General features: G+C 53.4%; 19 protein-coding genes, 1 pseudogene and 1 other annotated feature. Of the genes and pseudogenes, 15 read left to right on the top strand and 5 right to left on the bottom strand.

Annotated features, from left to right (window positions below):
- The first annotated feature begins 491 nt into the window (after positions 1 to 491).
- On the top strand, positions 492 to 1,133 hold the full coding sequence (locus PAGR_RS10405; RefSeq protein ID WP_014605735.1) for a hypothetical protein: 642 nt from the start codon (positions 492 to 494) through the stop codon (positions 1,131 to 1,133).
- Between the two features lie 5 nt (positions 1,134 to 1,138).
- On the opposite strand, the gene PAGR_RS10400 is transcribed toward PAGR_RS10405, so the two are convergent.
- Positions 1,139 to 1,759 carry an L-threonylcarbamoyladenylate synthase gene (locus tag PAGR_RS10400; RefSeq protein WP_014605734.1) on the bottom strand — a complete coding sequence of 207 codons (621 nt, stop codon included), beginning with the start codon at positions 1,757 to 1,759 and terminating at the stop codon, positions 1,139 to 1,141.
- A 9-nt stretch (positions 1,760 to 1,768) separates the two neighbouring features.
- Positions 1,769 to 2,656 carry an RNase RNM gene (gene rnm, locus PAGR_RS10395; RefSeq protein WP_014605733.1) on the bottom strand — a complete coding sequence of 296 codons (888 nt, stop codon included), beginning with the start codon at positions 2,654 to 2,656 and terminating at the stop codon, positions 1,769 to 1,771.
- A 154-nt stretch (positions 2,657 to 2,810) separates the two neighbouring features.
- Positions 2,811 to 2,915: a sequence feature (Trp leader region), on the top strand.
- Between the two features lie 23 nt (positions 2,916 to 2,938).
- On the opposite strand from rnm, the gene PAGR_RS10390 reads away from it, so the two are divergent.
- From PAGR_RS10390 to PAGR_RS10360, 6 genes and pseudogenes are all read left to right on the top strand, one after another.
- Positions 2,939 to 4,501, top strand: coding sequence for an anthranilate synthase component 1 (locus PAGR_RS10390; protein ID WP_014605732.1), 1,563 nt, complete (start codon positions 2,939 to 2,941; stop codon positions 4,499 to 4,501).
- Positions 4,501 to 6,094 (top strand): annotated as a pseudogene (trpD, locus tag PAGR_RS24125) (bifunctional anthranilate synthase glutamate amidotransferase component TrpG/anthranilate phosphoribosyltransferase TrpD). The gene PAGR_RS10390 and the pseudogene trpD overlap by 1 nt, the downstream one beginning before the upstream one ends.
- A gap of 2 nt (positions 6,095 to 6,096) precedes the next feature.
- Positions 6,097 to 7,458 (top strand): bifunctional indole-3-glycerol-phosphate synthase TrpC/phosphoribosylanthranilate isomerase TrpF, encoded by a 1,362-nt coding sequence (gene trpCF / locus PAGR_RS10375; protein ID WP_013025945.1) that lies wholly within the window; start codon positions 6,097 to 6,099, stop codon positions 7,456 to 7,458.
- Positions 7,459 to 7,505: 47 nt separating this feature from the next.
- A complete protein-coding gene (trpB, locus tag PAGR_RS10370; RefSeq protein WP_013025946.1) occupies positions 7,506 to 8,696 on the top strand; it encodes a tryptophan synthase subunit beta in 1,191 nt (396 codons plus the stop codon).
- Positions 8,696 to 9,499, top strand: a complete 804-nt coding sequence (gene trpA, locus PAGR_RS10365; protein WP_014605730.1) for a tryptophan synthase subunit alpha — start codon at positions 8,696 to 8,698, stop codon at positions 9,497 to 9,499. The genes trpB and trpA overlap by 1 nt, the downstream gene beginning before the upstream one ends.
- Positions 9,500 to 9,643: 144 nt before the next feature.
- Complete coding sequence (locus PAGR_RS10360) at positions 9,644 to 9,958, top strand: BON domain-containing protein (RefSeq protein WP_014605729.1); 315 nt, start codon at positions 9,644 to 9,646, stop codon at positions 9,956 to 9,958.
- Positions 9,959 to 10,007: 49 nt separating this feature from the next.
- Here the strand turns inward: PAGR_RS10360 and ompW are convergent, their stop codons facing one another.
- Positions 10,008 to 10,640, bottom strand: coding sequence for an outer membrane protein OmpW (ompW, locus tag PAGR_RS10355; RefSeq protein ID WP_014593818.1), 633 nt, complete (start codon positions 10,638 to 10,640; stop codon positions 10,008 to 10,010).
- 251 nt (positions 10,641 to 10,891) lie between these two features.
- Between ompW and PAGR_RS10350 the strand changes: the two genes are divergently transcribed.
- Genes PAGR_RS10350 through yciA form a run of 4 tightly spaced genes read left to right on the top strand, consistent with a single transcriptional unit; the run spans position 10,892 to position 13,144 of the window.
- Complete coding sequence (locus tag PAGR_RS10350; RefSeq protein WP_014605728.1) at positions 10,892 to 11,308, top strand: YkgJ family cysteine cluster protein; 417 nt, start codon at positions 10,892 to 10,894, stop codon at positions 11,306 to 11,308.
- 27 nt (positions 11,309 to 11,335) lie between these two features.
- Entirely contained in the window at positions 11,336 to 12,070 is a 735-nt protein-coding gene (locus tag PAGR_RS10345) for a YciC family protein (RefSeq protein ID WP_013025951.1), read from the top strand.
- Positions 12,071 to 12,126: 56 nt separating this feature from the next.
- The gene (locus PAGR_RS10340) at positions 12,127 to 12,666 is read left to right on the top strand and encodes a septation protein A (protein WP_014605727.1); all 540 of its coding nucleotides are present in this window, start codon (positions 12,127 to 12,129) and stop codon (positions 12,664 to 12,666) included.
- A 55-nt stretch (positions 12,667 to 12,721) separates the two neighbouring features.
- Positions 12,722 to 13,144 (top strand): acyl-CoA thioester hydrolase YciA, encoded by a 423-nt coding sequence (yciA, locus tag PAGR_RS10335; protein WP_013025953.1) that lies wholly within the window; start codon positions 12,722 to 12,724, stop codon positions 13,142 to 13,144.
- A 115-nt stretch (positions 13,145 to 13,259) separates the two neighbouring features.
- On the opposite strand, the gene tonB is transcribed toward yciA, so the two are convergent.
- Positions 13,260 to 14,012 carry a TonB system transport protein TonB gene (gene tonB / locus PAGR_RS10330; RefSeq protein ID WP_014605726.1) on the bottom strand — a complete coding sequence of 251 codons (753 nt, stop codon included), beginning with the start codon at positions 14,010 to 14,012 and terminating at the stop codon, positions 13,260 to 13,262.
- 197 nt (positions 14,013 to 14,209) lie between these two features.
- Between tonB and PAGR_RS10325 the strand changes: the two genes are divergently transcribed.
- Complete coding sequence (locus tag PAGR_RS10325) at positions 14,210 to 14,506, top strand: YciI family protein (protein ID WP_014605725.1); 297 nt, start codon at positions 14,210 to 14,212, stop codon at positions 14,504 to 14,506.
- Between the two features lie 69 nt (positions 14,507 to 14,575).
- The gene (locus tag PAGR_RS23985; RefSeq protein ID WP_014605724.1) at positions 14,576 to 14,749 is read left to right on the top strand and encodes a hypothetical protein; all 174 of its coding nucleotides are present in this window, start codon (positions 14,576 to 14,578) and stop codon (positions 14,747 to 14,749) included.
- A gap of 29 nt (positions 14,750 to 14,778) precedes the next feature.
- Here PAGR_RS23985 and PAGR_RS10320 read toward each other — a convergent pair whose 3' ends face one another.
- Complete coding sequence (locus PAGR_RS10320) at positions 14,779 to 14,952, bottom strand: YciY family protein (RefSeq protein WP_006119368.1); 174 nt, start codon at positions 14,950 to 14,952, stop codon at positions 14,779 to 14,781.
- A gap of 162 nt (positions 14,953 to 15,114) precedes the next feature.
- On the opposite strand from PAGR_RS10320, the gene cls reads away from it, so the two are divergent.
- Entirely contained in the window at positions 15,115 to 16,575 is a 1,461-nt protein-coding gene (gene cls, locus PAGR_RS10315; protein ID WP_013025958.1) for a cardiolipin synthase, read from the top strand.
- A 38-nt stretch (positions 16,576 to 16,613) separates the two neighbouring features.
- Complete coding sequence (locus tag PAGR_RS10310) at positions 16,614 to 16,943, top strand: HI1450 family dsDNA-mimic protein (RefSeq protein WP_196492568.1); 330 nt, start codon at positions 16,614 to 16,616, stop codon at positions 16,941 to 16,943.
- Positions 16,944 to 16,981: the final 38 nt, after the last annotated feature.

The raw sequence follows: 16,981 nt of genomic DNA, 5'->3' as shown, positions 1-16,981 counted from the left end.
TTAACTCAAATAACCGCGTGGCCATTAAGCCTGTACAGGAATGCGCGAAATCCAACCCTTTCTCGCCGGACAGCTGCGTTTTTTACCTTGTAAAACAACAGCAATTGCATGACAAAGCTATACAAAGATAAAAAAATTGTACAATTTTAATTATTGTCCGATAATACCCTTGTGTTGACCTCATTGGGTTGGCCTGCTGCTCATGTAGTCGTTCTGTCAATAAAGCAAAAGTTAATTAAAAAAATTGGGCTAATACGAATTTTAGCCGATAACCCTTATACGACCTTTCTGGCCGTCTAATTCTGAGAACCTTACAGGCTTCGGTATCTTTATCGCAGCAGTATGAAACGACAGCTAACTGGTTGTTATTGAATATTTATAAACCGGCGCATCAGGAATATTGCGTTAATACGGCTCACGATGAGCTTTAATTTGCATGTCTTGAATCTTCACCAGGGATTTTACTGACATGCTCACCTGAAGACATCATTATGCAAAAACAGTTTTTATGCCTGGCGCTTATGACGCTGGCGCTAAGCGGTTGTTCTGTGGGTCACACTGAGTACAGCCGTACGGCAATGCAACACGTGGATATGAGTGTGACAGGCATCCCTACCATTCTCGGTTTAGGGACGCTGGGCACCAGCATTCCTCTGACGCCTGACTACAGCCTGACTGCCGCGCACGTGGCTAAATTTGCCGTGCAGCGCGTGAAGTCCTACCACCCTTATTGCGACCTTGCGATTATTTATCACAAGAATCCCCCTAATACGCTGACCCAGTTCCGCAGCACCGATATTGGTGATGCGGTGAAAATGTACGGATACAGCTATATCTCCGCCATGCCGGTGGAGTCGAAAGGGGTAAACCTGGCGCGCACAGCCATTCGTAATACCTGGAATAAAAGCCCTTGTATCGCGATGGCGTCTAACGCCGGTGTGGTTCAGGGCATGTCCGGCGGCGGTGTTTACAACAGTGATGATACGCTGGGCGGGGTTATCGTAGGTTATTCAGATGCCATTAAAAATGGCCGCAGCGGAAAAGTGATTTTAAAAGACGTGTCACTGTATATCCCTTACGGCCAGTTTAAAAACTGGTTACAGGCGACCCTTCCGGCCACCCGTAAAACCTGAGTGTATTACAGAAAAGGCGTAACATCCCCCACACCTTCACGGACGACTTCAGGTGCATCGCTGGTCAGATCGATGACGGTGGTGGGCTGCTGTCCTAGCGTGCCACCGTCAATAATCAAATCGACCAGTTTGCCAATACTCTGTTGAATATCTTCCGGATCGGATTCAGTAAAGTCATTACCCGGCAGAATTAACGAGGTGGACATCATTGGCTCGTTTAGCGTCTCAAGCAGCGCAAGCGCGACCGGATTTGAAGGTACGCGTAATCCAATCGTTTTACGCTTATCATTCATCAGACGACGCGGCACCTCTTTGGTCGCCTTGAGAATAAAGGTGTAATTACCTGGCGTGTTATTTTTAAGAAGCCGGAAGGCGCTATTACCGACCTGAGAATAGACTGACAGCTCAGATAAATCACGGCACATCAGGGTGAAGTTGTGATGGCCGTCCAACTGACGGATGCGGCAAATTCGCTCCATCGCCCCTTTCTCTTCCAGCCGACACCCCAGGGCATAACCCGAATCCGTCGGGTAGACAATAACGCCACCTTTATTCAGGTACTCTACCGCCTGATTAATCAGGCGCGGTTGCGGATTATCTGGATGAATATGAAACAGTTGACTCATAGAAACCTCTTATCCCCTTTCCGTACATTCGACTGCGGGTGCCAGCGCGGGAAAACGTTCCCACACCGGTTCAACCCCCGCGGGCAGCCACAATTTGCGGCCAAGTTCGATCCACGGGCAGGGTTGATGAAAATCAGAACCTTGCGATGCTGCCAGGCTGTTATCTCGGGCGTATTGCGCTAACGTCGTTCGCTCATCAGGTGCCTGCTGGCACTGCGCCACTTCGATAGCATCCCCCCCCGCGGCGCTAAAAAACGCGACCAGGCGCTTTAGCCATTTTGCCGATAATCCATACCGTCCCGGATGTGCCAGCACGGCACATCCACCAGAATGGTGAATAGCATCAATAGCTTGATTAATTGTACACCATAGGGGCGGGACGTAGCCGGTTTTGCCTCGTGCCAGATAATTTTTAAACACCTGGGCCATATTGTTGGCCTTTCCCACCTCAACCAGGTAGCGGGCAAAATGGCCACGCGTAATCATTCCGCCATCAGCCAAACGCATAGCCCCAGCCAGCGCATCCGGGATCTGGGCCTTTTCAAGCCGTTCAGCAATGCGATGTGCGCGTTCCAGCCGCGTCGCATACTGACCGGCAAGGAACTGAGTCATGACCGGATGCTGAATATCAATATTGAGGCCGACGATATGAATCTCATGGTTTTCCCACAGCGTGGAAATTTCAACACCGGCTAAAACGCTAATGGGCAGTTGCTGATCCCGTACGGTCTGCTGCGCCTCGGTCACGCCCGCAACGGTGTCGTGATCGGTAATGGCCAGCACCCCGACGCGCATGTCGACCGCGCGCTCAACCAGCGCCTGCGGCGACAGTAATCCGTCTGAAGCCCGTGTGTGACTATGAAGATCGTAAAGCGGAAAACGGGCGATATCGCTCAAAACAACTCCTGCTGGCTACTGCTCGGGTCAGCATAATAACGATTTTATCGGTCACTGAAAAAGTGTATTGACATTTTTGTCGCGAACCAGTTAACTAGTACACAAGTTCACCGCAAACGGGTATTTGATCATGAAAACTGTTATTACGCTTTTGATGGGTTGGTGGCGCAATGTTTCCCAGTACGGGCGACGTTGTCGTGCACACCTAGCGTAAACACTGTGCAGATACCTGAGCCCGCCACCGAGCGGGCTTTTTTTTGGACGATATTCAGAGAAATCATCATGCTCAATGCAAAACCTACAGTGAAGTTAATTACCGGCAGCGCGCCCTATCGGGAAGATCCTGCCGCGGTGTTTCACCAGTTATGCGGTGCGCGTCCGGCCACCCTGTTACTCGAATCGGCGGACATTGACAGCAAAGAAAACTTACAAAGCCTGATGATTGTCGACAGCGCCCTGCGCATTAGCGCGTTGGGCAATCGCGTCACCTTTCAGGCGCTGTCTGACAATGGTCGGGCACTGCTGCCGCTGCTGGATGACGCGTTACCCTCTGACATTCTGAATGAACCGCGTCCTGACGGCCGTGTTCTGACCTTTCCTGCGCCTCAGGATCAGCAGGATGAAGATTCCCGCTTGCGCGCCCTGTCGGTATTTGATGCCCTGCGTCTGATCCCGCAGTTGGTGAATTCACCCAGTGAAGAGCGTGAAGCCGTGTTTGTTGGCGGGCTGTTCGCCTATGACCTGGTTGCAGGCTTCGAAGATTTACCCGAGCTCAGCAGCGAGCAACGTTGCCCCGACTACTGCTTCTATCTGGCGGAAACGCTACTGGTGCTGGATCACCAGGCGCGCAGCGCACGCCTGCAGGCCAGTCTGTTCAGCGCTTCCACCTCTGAATTTCAGCGTCTGCAGCGCCGTATTGAGCAACTGCATGGGCAGATGTTACAGGCTGCGCCGGTATTGCCGGTTCAGCCTGTCGAAACCATGACGCTGACCACCAGCCAGAGTGATGATGAGTATTGTGAGGTGGTGCGCAAAATGCAGGAAGCCATTCGCGTTGGCGAAATCTTCCAGGTTGTGCCCTCACGCCGCTTTTCGCTGCCCTGCCCATCTGCGCTGGCGGCTTACGACACGCTGAAACGCAGTAATCCAAGTCCTTATATGTTCTTTATGCAGGACCAGGACTTTTCACTGTTTGGTGCCTCGCCTGAAAGTTCGCTGAAGTACGATGCCGCTTCACGTCAGATTGAAATTTACCCCATAGCCGGTACGCGTCCACGTGGTCGTCACGCCGACGGCTCCCTGGATCGCGATCTCGACAGCCGCATTGAGCTGGAAATGCGCACGGACCACAAAGAGCTGGCAGAGCACCTGATGCTGGTCGATCTGGCGCGCAATGACTTAGCCCGTATCTGTCGCCCCGGCAGCCGCTATGTTGCCGATCTGACCAAAGTGGACCGCTACTCTTTTGTTATGCATTTGGTCTCACGCGTCGTCGGCACGCTGCGCGATGATCTTGATGTGCTGCATGCCTATCGCGCCTGCATGAACATGGGCACCCTTAGTGGTGCGCCAAAAGTCAGAGCGATGCAGTTGATTGCCGAAGCTGAGGGCACCCGTCGCGGCACCTATGGCGGCGCAGTGGGCTATTTCACCGCTAACGGTGATTTAGACACCTGCATCGTGATCCGCTCAGCCTATGTGGAAGACGGCGTGGCAACGGTGCAGGCCGGGGCCGGTGTGGTACTGGATTCGAACCCGCAGGCCGAAGCGGACGAAAGCCGTAATAAAGCCCGCGCGGTGCTGCGCGCAATTGCCACTGCTCATCACTGCAAGGAGATTTTCTGATGGCTGACATCCTGCTGCTGGACAACATCGACTCTTTTACCTACAACCTCGTCGATCAGCTGCGCACCTTCGGGCATAACGTGGTGGTTTATCGCAATACGATGCCGGCGTCGCTGTTGCTCGACCGACTGCACAGCATGAATAATCCGGTGCTGATGCTCTCTCCCGGACCTGGCGCACCGAAAGATGCGGGCTGTATGCCAGCGTTGCTGCGCGAGGTTCGCGGAAAGCTGCCGGTTATTGGTATCTGCCTTGGGCATCAGGCAATCGTGGAAACCTACGGCGGCCACGTCGGCCAGGCGGGCGAAATTCTGCATGGTAAAGCCTCTGCCATCAGTCATGACGGTGAAGCGATGTTTGCCGGGCTCAGCAATCCTCTTCCCGTTGCCCGTTATCACTCACTGGTTGGCAGTAATACACCCGATGAGTTAACGGTGAATGCCAGCTACAACGGCATGGTGATGGCGGTCCGTCACGAGAAAGATCGCGTTTGCGGGTTCCAGTTTCATCCGGAATCCATTTTAACCACGCAGGGCGCACGTCTGCTTGAACAGACGCTGGCCTGGGCGCTGGCGAAGTAACAGGGAGCAAGGTATGAACACGATTCTGGAAAAACTTTACCAGTCGCACATCCTGACGCAAGACGAGAGTCATCAGTTGTTTAGCGCCATCATCACCGGTCAGCTTGAACCTACTCAACTGGCCGCCGCGCTGATTGCTATGAAGGTGCGTGGCGAAAACCCCGAGGAGATTGCCGGGGCGGCCTGTGCCTTACTGGAAGATGCTAAACCCTTTCCTCGCCCGGATTATGCCTTTGCCGATATTGTCGGCACCGGTGGCGATGGCAGTAACAGCATTAACATTTCCACCGCCAGCGCGTTTGTTGCAGCAACCTGCGGCCTGAAGGTGGCGAAACACGGAAATCGCAGCGTATCCAGCAAATCAGGTTCTTCCGATCTGCTGGCGGCGTTCGGCATCGATCTTGATATGCCTGCGGCGCGGGCACGCAAAGCGCTGGACGATCTTAATGTCTGCTTCCTGTTTGCCCCCCAGTACCATACGGGCTTTCGTCATGCCATGCCGGTGCGCCAACAGCTGAAAACCCGCACGCTGTTTAACGTGCTGGGGCCGCTGATTAATCCTGCACGTCCACCGCTGGCCGTGATTGGGGTTTACAGTCCCGAGCTGGTGTTGCCCATCGCGCAGACGCTAAAAGTTCTGGGTTACCAGCGCGCGGCAGTGGTACACGGGGGCGGCATGGATGAGGTGGCCCTTCACGATGTCACCCATGTAGCGGAGCTGCGTGAAGGTGAGATTACCCGCTATCAGCTGGCGCCAGAGGATTTCGGCTTCGGCTTCCATCCTAAAGAGGCGCTGGCCGGCGGCACGCCCGAAGAAAACCGTGACATTCTGACACGTTTACTCCAGGGTAATGGCGAGCAGGCCCACGAGGAGGCGGTTGCCGTCAACGTGGCGATGCTGCTCAAAGTGTTTGGTAATGAAGATCTCCGTGAAAATGCACAGCGTGCGCTCAATGCCATCCGTAGCGGTCAGGCTTATGAGCGCGTGGTGGCTCTGGCAGCAAGAGGATAATCATGCAGGGTACAGTGTTAGATAAAATCGTGAAAGACAAAGCCGTTTGGGTTGAGGCGCGTAAGCAGCAGCAACCTCTGGAGAGTTTCCAGCAGCGAGTGGCGCTTTCCAGCCGTAGTTTTTATGACGCACTGCAGGGCACCCGCACTGCCTTTATTCTGGAATGCAAAAAAGCCTCTCCATCCAAAGGGCTTATTCGTGATGATTTTGATCCTGAGATGATAGCCGGGGTTTATCGCCACTATGCCTCTGCCGTTTCCGTATTAACGGACGAGAAATACTTTCAGGGTGACTTCGCCTTTTTGCCCGTCGTCAGCGCGGCCATTACGCAGCCGGTCCTGTGCAAAGATTTTATTATCGATCCGTATCAAATTTACCTGGCGCGTTACTACCAGGCGGATGCCATCCTGCTGATGCTCTCTGTGGTTGACGACGAGCAGTATCGCCAGCTGGCCGCCATTGCGCACAGCCTGCAGATGGGCGTCCTGACTGAAGTCAGTAACGAGCAGGAGCTGGAACGCGCGATTGCGCTGGAAGCCAAAGTGGTCGGCATCAACAACCGTGACTTACGCGATCTCTCCATCGACCTTAACCGGACCCGTGAACTGGCCCCGCGCCTGGGCCCCGGCGTCACCGTGATCAGCGAGTCGGGCATCAACAACTATCGGGATGTCCGCGAGTTAAGCCATTTTGCGAATGGTTTCCTCATCGGCTCTGCGCTAATGGAAGAAGAGGATCTTCATGCCGCCGTGCGCCGCGTCACCCTGGGCAGCAATAAAGTCTGCGGTCTGACCCGTCCTGAAGACGCCTGCGCGGCCTGCGAGGCAGGTGCCATTTTTGGTGGTTTGATCTTTGTTGAAGGTTCGCCGCGTCAGGTTGATACCGAGCGCGCGCGCGCGGTCATGGCTGGCGCACCGCTAAAGTATGTTGGCGTGTTCCGTGATGCCGCTATAAGTGACATTGTCACCAAAACAGAGGCGTTACAGCTGAGTGCCGTGCAACTGCATGGCGATGAAGACCCGGACTATGTGGCTGAGCTTTATCAGGCGCTGCCAGAAAACGTGCAAATCTGGAAAGCGCTCAGCATCCAGACGGCCCTGCCCGAACGTCGCTGGCCCCATGTTGACCGCTATGTCTTCGATAACGGCAACGGTGGCTCGGGCCAGACATTTGACTGGTCGCTGCTAAAAGGACAGGACCTGAAGAATGTTCTGCTGGCAGGAGGACTGAGCGCTGACAACTGCGTCGAAGCCGCTCAGTTAGGCTGTGCAGGGCTGGATTTCAATTCGGGCGTGGAAAGCGAGCCGGGTATTAAAGACGCCAGCAAAATTGCCTCGGTATTCCGGACGCTTCGCGCCTACTGATTGACCTGGCCCGTGTGTTGACGGGCCAAAAAAAAGGATAGCAAAACATGACCTTACTTAATCCCTATTTTGGCGACTTCGGCGGCATGTATGTGCCGCAGATTTTGATGCCGGCCTTGAAACAGCTAGAAGAAGCTTTTGTCAGCGCGCAAAAAGATCCGGAATTCCAGGCTGAATTTACCGATCTGCTGAAAAATTATGCTGGCCGCCCCACAGCCTTAACCCTGTGCAGTAATCTGACCAAAGGGTCGAAAACCCGCCTGTACTTAAAGCGCGAAGACCTGTTGCACGGCGGCGCGCACAAGACCAACCAGGTGTTAGGGCAGGCTCTGCTGGCTAAGCGCATGGGCAAAAACGAAATCATTGCCGAAACCGGTGCAGGCCAGCATGGCGTCGCCTCTGCCCTTGCCTGCGCGCTGCTGGGCATGAAATGTCGCATCTATATGGGCGCCAAAGACGTAGAGCGGCAGTCGCCAAACGTCTTTCGTATGCGCCTGATGGGCGCCGAGGTCATCCCGGTGCACAGCGGCTCTGCCACGCTGAAAGATGCCTGCAACGAAGCGCTGCGCGACTGGTCAGGCAGTTATGAAACCGCTCACTATATGCTGGGCACTGCGGCGGGTCCGCACCCGTTCCCGACGATTGTGCGTGAGTTTCAGCGCATGATTGGTGAAGAGACCAAAAAGCAGATTCTGGAAAAGGAAGGTCGCCTGCCGGATGCCGTGATCGCCTGCGTCGGCGGGGGCTCCAATGCCATCGGTATGTTTGCCGACTTTATCGACGAAGAGAAGGTGAAGCTGATTGGTGTTGAACCGGCCGGACACGGGATTGAAACCGGCGAACACGGTGCACCACTGAAGCACGGCCGCGTCGGCATTTACTTCGGTATGAAAGCCCCGATGATGCAGACTGACGAAGGGCAGATTGAAGAGTCATACTCAATTTCAGCCGGACTCGACTTTCCTTCCGTCGGTCCTCAGCACGCTCACCTCAACAGTATTGGTCGGGCTGACTATGTTTCGGTAACCGACAATGAAGCGCTTGCTGCCTTTAAAACGCTGTGCCGCGCCGAAGGTATCATTCCTGCCCTGGAGTCGGCGCACGCGCTGGCCCACGCGCTGAGAATGATTAAGGCAGAACCCGAGAAAGAGCAGTTGATTGTCGTCAACCTTTCGGGTCGCGGTGATAAAGATATCTTCACCGTCCACGATATTCTGACTGCGCAGGGAGAAATCTGATGGAACGTTACGATCGACTGTTTTCACGTCTGGCAGAGAAGAAAGAAGGCGTATTTGTGCCTTACATTACTCTGGGAGATCCTTCTCCAGACCTATCACTACGCATTATTGATGCCCTTGTTGAAGGTGGCGCTGATGCTCTTGAGCTCGGTATTCCCTTCTCTGACCCGCTCGCTGACGGACCAACTATTCAGGGCGCAGGCCTTCGCGCCTTTGCCGCTGGCACCACCACAACACAATGCTTTGAGATAATTGCAAGCGTACGCCAGAAATACCCTGAACTGCCGATTGGCTTGCTGATGTATGCGAATTTAGTCTTTAACAATGGCATCGAAGAGTTTTATACACGCTGTGAACAAGCAGGGGTTGATTCCGTATTAATTGGCGATGTTCCCGTAGAAGAGTCTGCCCCATTCCGCCAGGCTGCCATGCGCCACAACATCGCCCCTATTTTCTTCTGCCCGCCAAATGCAGATGATGAACTTCTGAGACAAATATCTTCACATGGTCGTGGGTACATTTATGTGCTTTCACGAGCTGGCATTACCGGTGCTGAAAATCGCGCCAACCTGCCTCTAAAGCATTTGATCGATAAAATGCGTGAGTACAATGCGCCGCCATCCTTACAAGGTTTTGGCATCTCCGAACCTTCTCAGGTGAAAGAAGTCATTGATGCCGGCGTGGCTGGGGCGATTTCAGGTTCTGCCGTAGTAAAAATTATCGAGAAAAACCTGGCTCAGCCCGAAGTGATGCTGAATGAATTAAAAGACTTTGTCTCAAGAATGAAAGCCGCCACCCGCTAATTCCCTACATGCCTTACCGCCCGGTAAGGCATGATTTCGCTGTTTTTTTTCATTCCCGGTTTGCTAATTTAGGATTTTCTGCGCCACAATTAACAGGCGCCGTTATGGTAACGTCGCATCCAATTTGTGACAGGGAGAGAAGCAATGAAATGGTTTAAAGTGCTGGCAAGTGCCATGGTCGCGGCTGTTGTTGCATTAACACTGAGCGCCTGTGCGCCAACGCCAACTAAAGAAGGCACCGGCGGTTATATCGATGACACCGTCATCACCACGAAAGTAAAAGCAGAACTGTTAAAAGATGAGTCGCTGAAATCGACTGAAATCAACGTTGAAACCTTTAAGGGTAAAGTGCAGCTCAGCGGTTTTGTCAGCTCGCCGCAGATGGCTAACCATGCCGTACAGGTTACCCGCAGCGTGGCAGGCGTAAGATCCGTCGTTAATAACATGCAAATTAAATAACGTCGGTTAAAAAAATGTAGGGCCACGTTGACGTGGCCCTTTTTTTTTATCAGAAACGGTAACCTGCGCCAAAGAAGAACACCCAGGGATCCACGCGCATATGGATATTCTGCTGCTGATCGCCCGCTTTGAATTTCACCTGCGTATCAATATCCATGTACCACAGGGAAGCGTTCAGCATCCAGTCGCGGTTGATCTGGTAATCCAGCCCCACCTGCCCGGCAACGCCCCACGAATCCTTCAGGCTGAGATCGCTCAAGCCCGCATCCCGTCCGGTCTGGTTAAAATCGGCATCATAGAAGGTGGTGTAGTTAACGCCGATGCCCACATAGGGACGCACCTGACTCTGGCTGTCAAAAAAGTAGTACTGTGCCATCAGCGTGGGCGGCAGCTGACGTACCGTCGCCAGGGTGCCGGTTGGGCCCAGCCCGACTTTATGACGAAACGGCGTGGCGGCCAGAAGCTCAACCCCGATATTATCAGTGGCCATATAGGTAAAGGTTAAGCCCAGCTGAGTGTCGTTGCTTGCGCTAAACGGCCCCATTCCCAGCACATTGTCTGAGCCTTCGGTGGGTCGGACTGTGGCACTTCCTGCACGGACAAAGAAATCGCCCGCCTGGTGAGCCAACGCAAATTGCGGTAATGCAAGCGCCAGCAGCATGGCGCATTTAGCCAGTTTCATATTCACTCCTGTGAGAAATTGAATGCCTGCACTGAATCATTTTTTTGTCCGCACAGATTTAGCGCGATTCATTGTCAATTGCATCTAAATCAACCCGGAAAAATGATTTAAAAAACAATGAATTGATTCAAATCAATTTTGCGTGCTCTGGTGGTCGCTAAATATCCCTTGCCGAAACCGTAACGCCGCATTACTTTGCTGATCTCCCCAGACTGTTTTGCTTCGATGCCTCAGAGGTGGCGGGCGATCAAATGAGCGATACTCTCAACCCTTGTATTAGCTGTGGTGCCTGTTGTGCCCACTTTCGCGTCTCTTTTTACTGGGCAGAAGCCGATGACGCCGGGGGGCTGGTGCCCACGGAATTAACGGAGCCCCTGAGTCTGTTAATGCGGAATATGCGCGGCACGAACGATCGCACACCGCGCTGTGTCGCGCTCAAGGGCGATATTGGCGGCTGTGTTTCGTGCAGTATCTATGAAAACCGGCCTTCGCCCTGCCGTGAGTTTGAGATGTCTGGAGAACAGGGGATTTGGAACGAAGGCTGCGACCGGGCCAGAGCGCGCTTTGGCCTTCCCGCACTTTTTCACCCATCTTTACCTGATATGACAGAAAGTTATCGGGTTGCGGGTGCCAGCGAGCAGTCAGAACATGTACAATCGCCGGGTTAATTAACCCGGTTCTTTCAAGGAGAGTACATGTCTATCACGGCAAGCTCGTTATACCGTGACACTGGAAATTTTTTTCGTCATCAATTGTTCACCCTGGTGCTGATGTCGCTGCTGACCGCGTTTGTCACGGTCATGCTGTTACACGTTCTGACGCCCGGTGACGATCAAATGGCGATATTGCAGCAAGGCGAAATTAGCAGTACCTCGCTGTTCGATATGGTGCAGAGCATGTCACCCGAACAGCAACAGGTGCTGCTGCGCGCTTCTGCAGCGGGAACGTTTGCGGGGCTGGTGGGGAATACGCTGCTGTTGGGCGGTATGCTGTGCCTGATTCCGTTGGTTTCGTCAGGCCAACGCGTAAGTGCGCTGCGAGCGATTGGCGCCTCTGCCCCCTTGCTGCCAAAGCTACTGCTGCTGACGTTTCTCGTTACCCTGGTGGCGCAGCTGGGCTTTATGGTACTGGTGGTTCCGGGCGTATTGCTGACCATTGTGCTGTCGCTGTCGCCAATCATTCTGGCGAGTGAAAAACTCGGCGTTATCGCCGCAATGCGCGCCAGCATGCGAATGGCATGGAAAAACGTGAAGCTGATTGCCCCTGCCATTATCGTATGGTTACTGGCTAAGCTCGCCGTGATGTTTTTCTTTACCTCATTAACCCTGTTGCCCATGAATGTTTCAACGGTGATTTTCACCGCCATTGGTAACCTGGTTTCGACCCTGTTGGTGATTTATTTGTACCGGCTTTATATGCTGTTACGTTGATTGTCCGTGCGCCTTCCGGCGCACTGGCAGGCCATGCAGCCTTAACTGGAATGACTATGAAGCAGCTACTCGACTTTCTCCCCCTTGTTGTTTTCTTTATTTTTTATAAGTTGTACGACATTTTTGTGGCGTCGGGCGCGCTGGTTGTCGCGACCGGACTGGCGCTGGTCGCGAGCTGGGTGCTGTATCGCAAGCTTGAGAAAATGACGATTTTCACCTTCGTTCTGGTGGCGGTCTTCGGCACGCTGACGCTGGTTTTCCATAATGATGAATTTATTAAGTGGAAAGTCACCGTCATCTATACCCTGTTTGCCCTGGCGTTACTGTTCAGCCAGTGGTTCATGAAACAGCCGTTAATACAGACCATGCTGGGTAAAGAGCTGGAACTGCCTGACCACGTCTGGCGAAATCTCAACATCGCCTGGGCGCTGTTTTTCTTGATTTGTGGCCTGGCAAACATATATGTTGCGTTTTGGTTACCTCAGTCAGTCTGGGTTAACTTCAAAGTGTTTGGACTGACCGGCCTTACGCTGCTGTTTACGCTGCTGAGCGGCGTCTATATCTGGCGTAAGATGCCGCAACAAGAACAAAAATAAACCTGTTGTCCGCTCAGGCGGGCAACGTCTCTCTCAGACTTAAGAAACCAGAGCAATGGACGATAAACATAAATTGCCCAAGGGCGAAATGGTGATGCGCACCCTGGCGATGCCAGCGGATACAAATGCTAACGGCGATATCTTCGGTGGCTGGTTAATGTCACAAATGGATATGGGTGGCGCGATCCAGGCTAAAGAGATTGCTGAAGGCCGCGTTGTCACCGTACGCGTTGATGGTATGACCTTCTTAAAACCCGTCGCAGTGGGCGATGTCGTCAGTTGCTATGCGCATTGTATCCGCACCGGCAACAGCTCGATGACGATTAACGTTCAGGTATGGATCAAGAAGGTGTCATCTGAACCTATCGGGCAGACATATTGTGCTACCGAAGCCGTGTTTATTTACGTCGCGGTGGACAACGAGGGGCATCCTCGCCAACTGCCAGCAGGACGGGATAACCAGTCCTACCCTGCCTGATAACAGGTTTTCGGTGCTGAATCTGCCCTGCAGATAATTCCCTGTTGCCGTGAGCGACGCGCAGGTTGCGATCGCTCACGGCGCCACAAGCGCCCTTCAGACAGCCTTTCTCCGGCTATTCGATGCTGGCCCCGCCGTTAATTTTGAATACGATATTCATCGTCAGGCCGCTGCCCGGTTTTCCACTCTGGTAACGCCACGTTCGCATGGCCTGCTTAACGGTACGTTCGAACATATTGCGCGGTTCGGCAGAAAGGATTTCGATATTATCGACCCGGCCGTCGCTGTCTACGTCAAATTTTACCCTGACGCGTCCTTCAACGCGCAAGGCCGCCGCCCGTGGCGGATAAGACGGCTTGCTGATATTAAGCGCTTTGGGCCCGGAAGAAACACTTTGCGTGGGTGCTGCCGAGGGTGTACTTTTTGGCGCGGTGGCAGGCTTGCTTTGGGTGGCGGCCGTATCATGGCTGAACGGATTTGCCTGCGGTTTCACCTCCTGACGCGGTTTCACCTCGCGCTTGGGTTGTTCACGCTTAGGCTCGTGACGGGGCTTTGGCTTAGGCTTAGGTTCAGGTTTGGGGATCGGCACCGGTTCGGCTTTTGGCGGCTCTGGCGCAGGTTGAGGCTCCGGTACGGGTTCCGGTTCTGGCTGAGGCGTCGGTTGCGGCGCGGGTTGGGCGATTGCAGGTTCTGGCTGAACGGCCGGTGCAACCATGGTCACGCTAATCGGCTGTGATGCTTTAGGTAACTCAATGGTCTGATGAAAAGACGCATAAAGAACACCCGCAATGACTGCACCGTGCAGTGCAACAGACAAGATCATGGCGACAGGCGTGCGTTTCGGTAAGGGCATAGTCAGCGTGGTCATAGCAATCGCAGTAGTGAAATCAAGTCACGATTTTAAATGCAAATAGCAATCAGTTTCAATAACCTCCTTGTTTTGCGGCTAAAAAAGCCTGTTTAGCCCAATATGCTGCAGAGGCCATTGACGCAAGGTTTCGTTTGCACTCTACTTAACTATCCCTTACCGTGTTGCCAAATTTAAGAGTTAATGGGAGCGCCCAATTGCTTTACGTCATTTATGCTGAAGATAACGCCGATTCTCTGGAAAAACGCAACGCCGTGCGCCCCGCTCACCTGGCACGTCTGAAGCTGTTACATGAAGAAGGTCGGTTAATCGTCGCCGGTCCTATGCCTGCGGTCGACAGTAACGATCCGGGCGTTGCGGGCTTTACCGGTTCCACCGTCGTCGCCGAATTCCCTTCGCTGGAAACGGCGCAGGCCTGGGCTGCAGACGATCCCTACATCGCCGCCGGTGTTTACAAGCAGGTTAGCGTTAAGCCGTTTAAGCGCGTCTTCTGATTTAACTCCGCAGCCAAAAAAGAGCTTCCGGGCAGCCGCTCAGAAGCTTTTTTTTCGAGATGATATTTTATGCAATGGATTATTATCACCCTGTTGCTGGTGATTATGCTGTTAGTAGGTGCGGCGCTTTATCTGTGGCGAAAACGCGGCTGGCGGAATAAAAAGCACCTGATCGTCATGCTGATCGTCCTGGCCGCTGCGGTACAGCTGGTGAACGTCAAGTTATTGATGACCGGGCATTAATGTCTCAGCCGCGCCGGGCGGCTGATCGATTACAGATTTTGTGTGATAAACAGAATCGAACGACGCTGCTGCTGCGCCAGTTGATGGCGAATTCCGTGAATCCGTTTATAGCGACGTGACTGCCCCTCAAGCCAGCGTGAACGTCTGCGCTGTACCTGACGTAACATTCTCCAGCGGGCCACTTCGTTTCTGCTTCGTCTCATCACTTCCTCTCTGCCATCAAACTCACGCGCACGCATTATAAAGATCTCTGAGCGAATGCCAAATCGGATCTCTCATCGAAACGCCGCTATTATTAAGGGTTTCGCTCCCCCTCATCTCCACGTAAACTTCTCTGACTCAAGCGCGAACAGGATGTCCACTTAATGACCACGTTTTACACGCTTATCAGTTGGTTACTGTTGTTTGGTTACTGGTTACTGATTGCCGGGATCACGCTGCGCATCCTGATGAAGCGACGGGCCGTTACCTCAGCGATGGCATGGCTGCTGATTATCTTTATTCTGCCGCTGGTTGGCATCATCGCGTACTTGTCCTTTGGCGAATTACATTTGGGTAAGCGCCGCGCTGAACGCGCACGTACCATGTGGCCTTCCACCGCTCGCTGGCTAAATGATTTAAAGAAACGCAGCGAAATTTTCGCGACAGATTACAGCGACGTCGCACGATCGCTGTTTCAACTGTGCAACAACCGCCAGGGCATTGCGGGCGTTAAAGGCAATCAGTTGCAGCTTCTGACCAGCTCTGATGACGTCATGAAAGCCTTGATTCGCGATATCCAGCTGGCTCGCCACAACGTCGAGATGGTGTTCTATATCTGGAATCCGGGCGGGCTGGCGGATGAGGTCGCCGAGTCGTTAATGGCCGCGTCACGCCGCGGCGTTCACTGCCGCCTCATGCTGGATTCAGCGGGCAGCGTGGCGTTTTTCAGAAGCCCCTGGGTGGGCATGATGCGCAATGCAGGCATTGACGTCGTTGAGGCGCTCCAGGTGAGCCTGCTGCGCGTATTCCTGCGCCGTATGGACCTGCGTCAACATCGTAAAATGGTGCTGATCGACAACTATATTGCCTACACCGGCAGCATGAACCTGGTTGATCCGCGCTTTTTTAAACAAGAGGCCGGCGTAGGCCAGTGGGTTGACCTGATGGCGCGCATGGAAGGTCCGGTTTCCACCGCCATGGGAATTGTCTACAGCTGTGACTGGGAAATTGAGACCGGTAAGCGTATTTTGCCGCCGCCGCCAGACCGCAATATCATGCCCTTTGAACAGGAAAGTGGGCACACGGTGCAGGTTATCGCCTCCGGTCCCGGTTTTCCGGAGGATTTGATTCATCAGGCCCTGCTCACGGCGGTGTATTCAGCGCGTGAGCAGCTTATCATGACCACGCCCTATCTGGTGCCGAGTGACGATCTGCTTCATGCCATTTGCACGGCGGCCATGCGGGGCGTTAACGTGAGTCTTGTGGTTCCCCTTCACAATGACTCTTTGCTGGTCGGCTGGGCCAGCCGCTCCTTCTTTGGCGAGCTGCTTGAGGCAGGAGTAAAAATCTACCAGTTTGAAGATGGCCTGCTGCATACCAAAAGCGTGCTGGTGGACGGTCAACTGAGCCTGGTGGGAACCGTTAACCTGGACATGCGTAGCCTGTGGCTGAATTTCGAAATTACCCTGGCTGTCGATGATGCCGGATTCGGCAGCGATTTGGCCTGCGTGCAGGATGACTATATTGCCCGTTCGCGTCTGCTCGATCCTAAACGCTGGGCAAAACGTGCCTGGTGGCAGCGGATTGTCGAACGACTGTTTTACTTCTTCAGCCCTTTACTGTAAAACGAGCGAAATTACGAACTGCCCTTAGATAAACGGGACTGAGCATGGATCTGAATAACCGCCTGACAGAAGACGAAACGCTGGAACAGGCCTATGACATTTTTCTTGAACTGGCTGGCGATAATCTTGATCCGGCCGATATCATTCTTTTCAACCTGCAGTTTGAAGAGCGTGGTGGCGCAGAGCTGTTTGACCCTTCCGATGACTGGCAGGATCATGTGGATTTCGATTTGAATCCAGATTTTTTCTCAGAAGTGGTGATCGGTCTGGGCGAAGCGGATGGCGAACCTATTACTGATGTTTTTGCGCGCGTGCTGTTGTGTCGCGAAAAAGATCACAAGCTGTGCCATATTTTGTGGCGTGAATAGCGTAACACCATGAATCTAAAGCCGGGCGATTGCCCGGC

The organism is Pantoea ananatis PA13, assembly GCF_000233595.1.
GTDB lineage: Bacteria > Pseudomonadota > Gammaproteobacteria > Enterobacterales > Enterobacteriaceae > Pantoea > Pantoea ananatis.
Note: the sequence above shows the minus strand (reverse complement) of the source record. Positions and strands in the feature narration are given on the sequence as shown.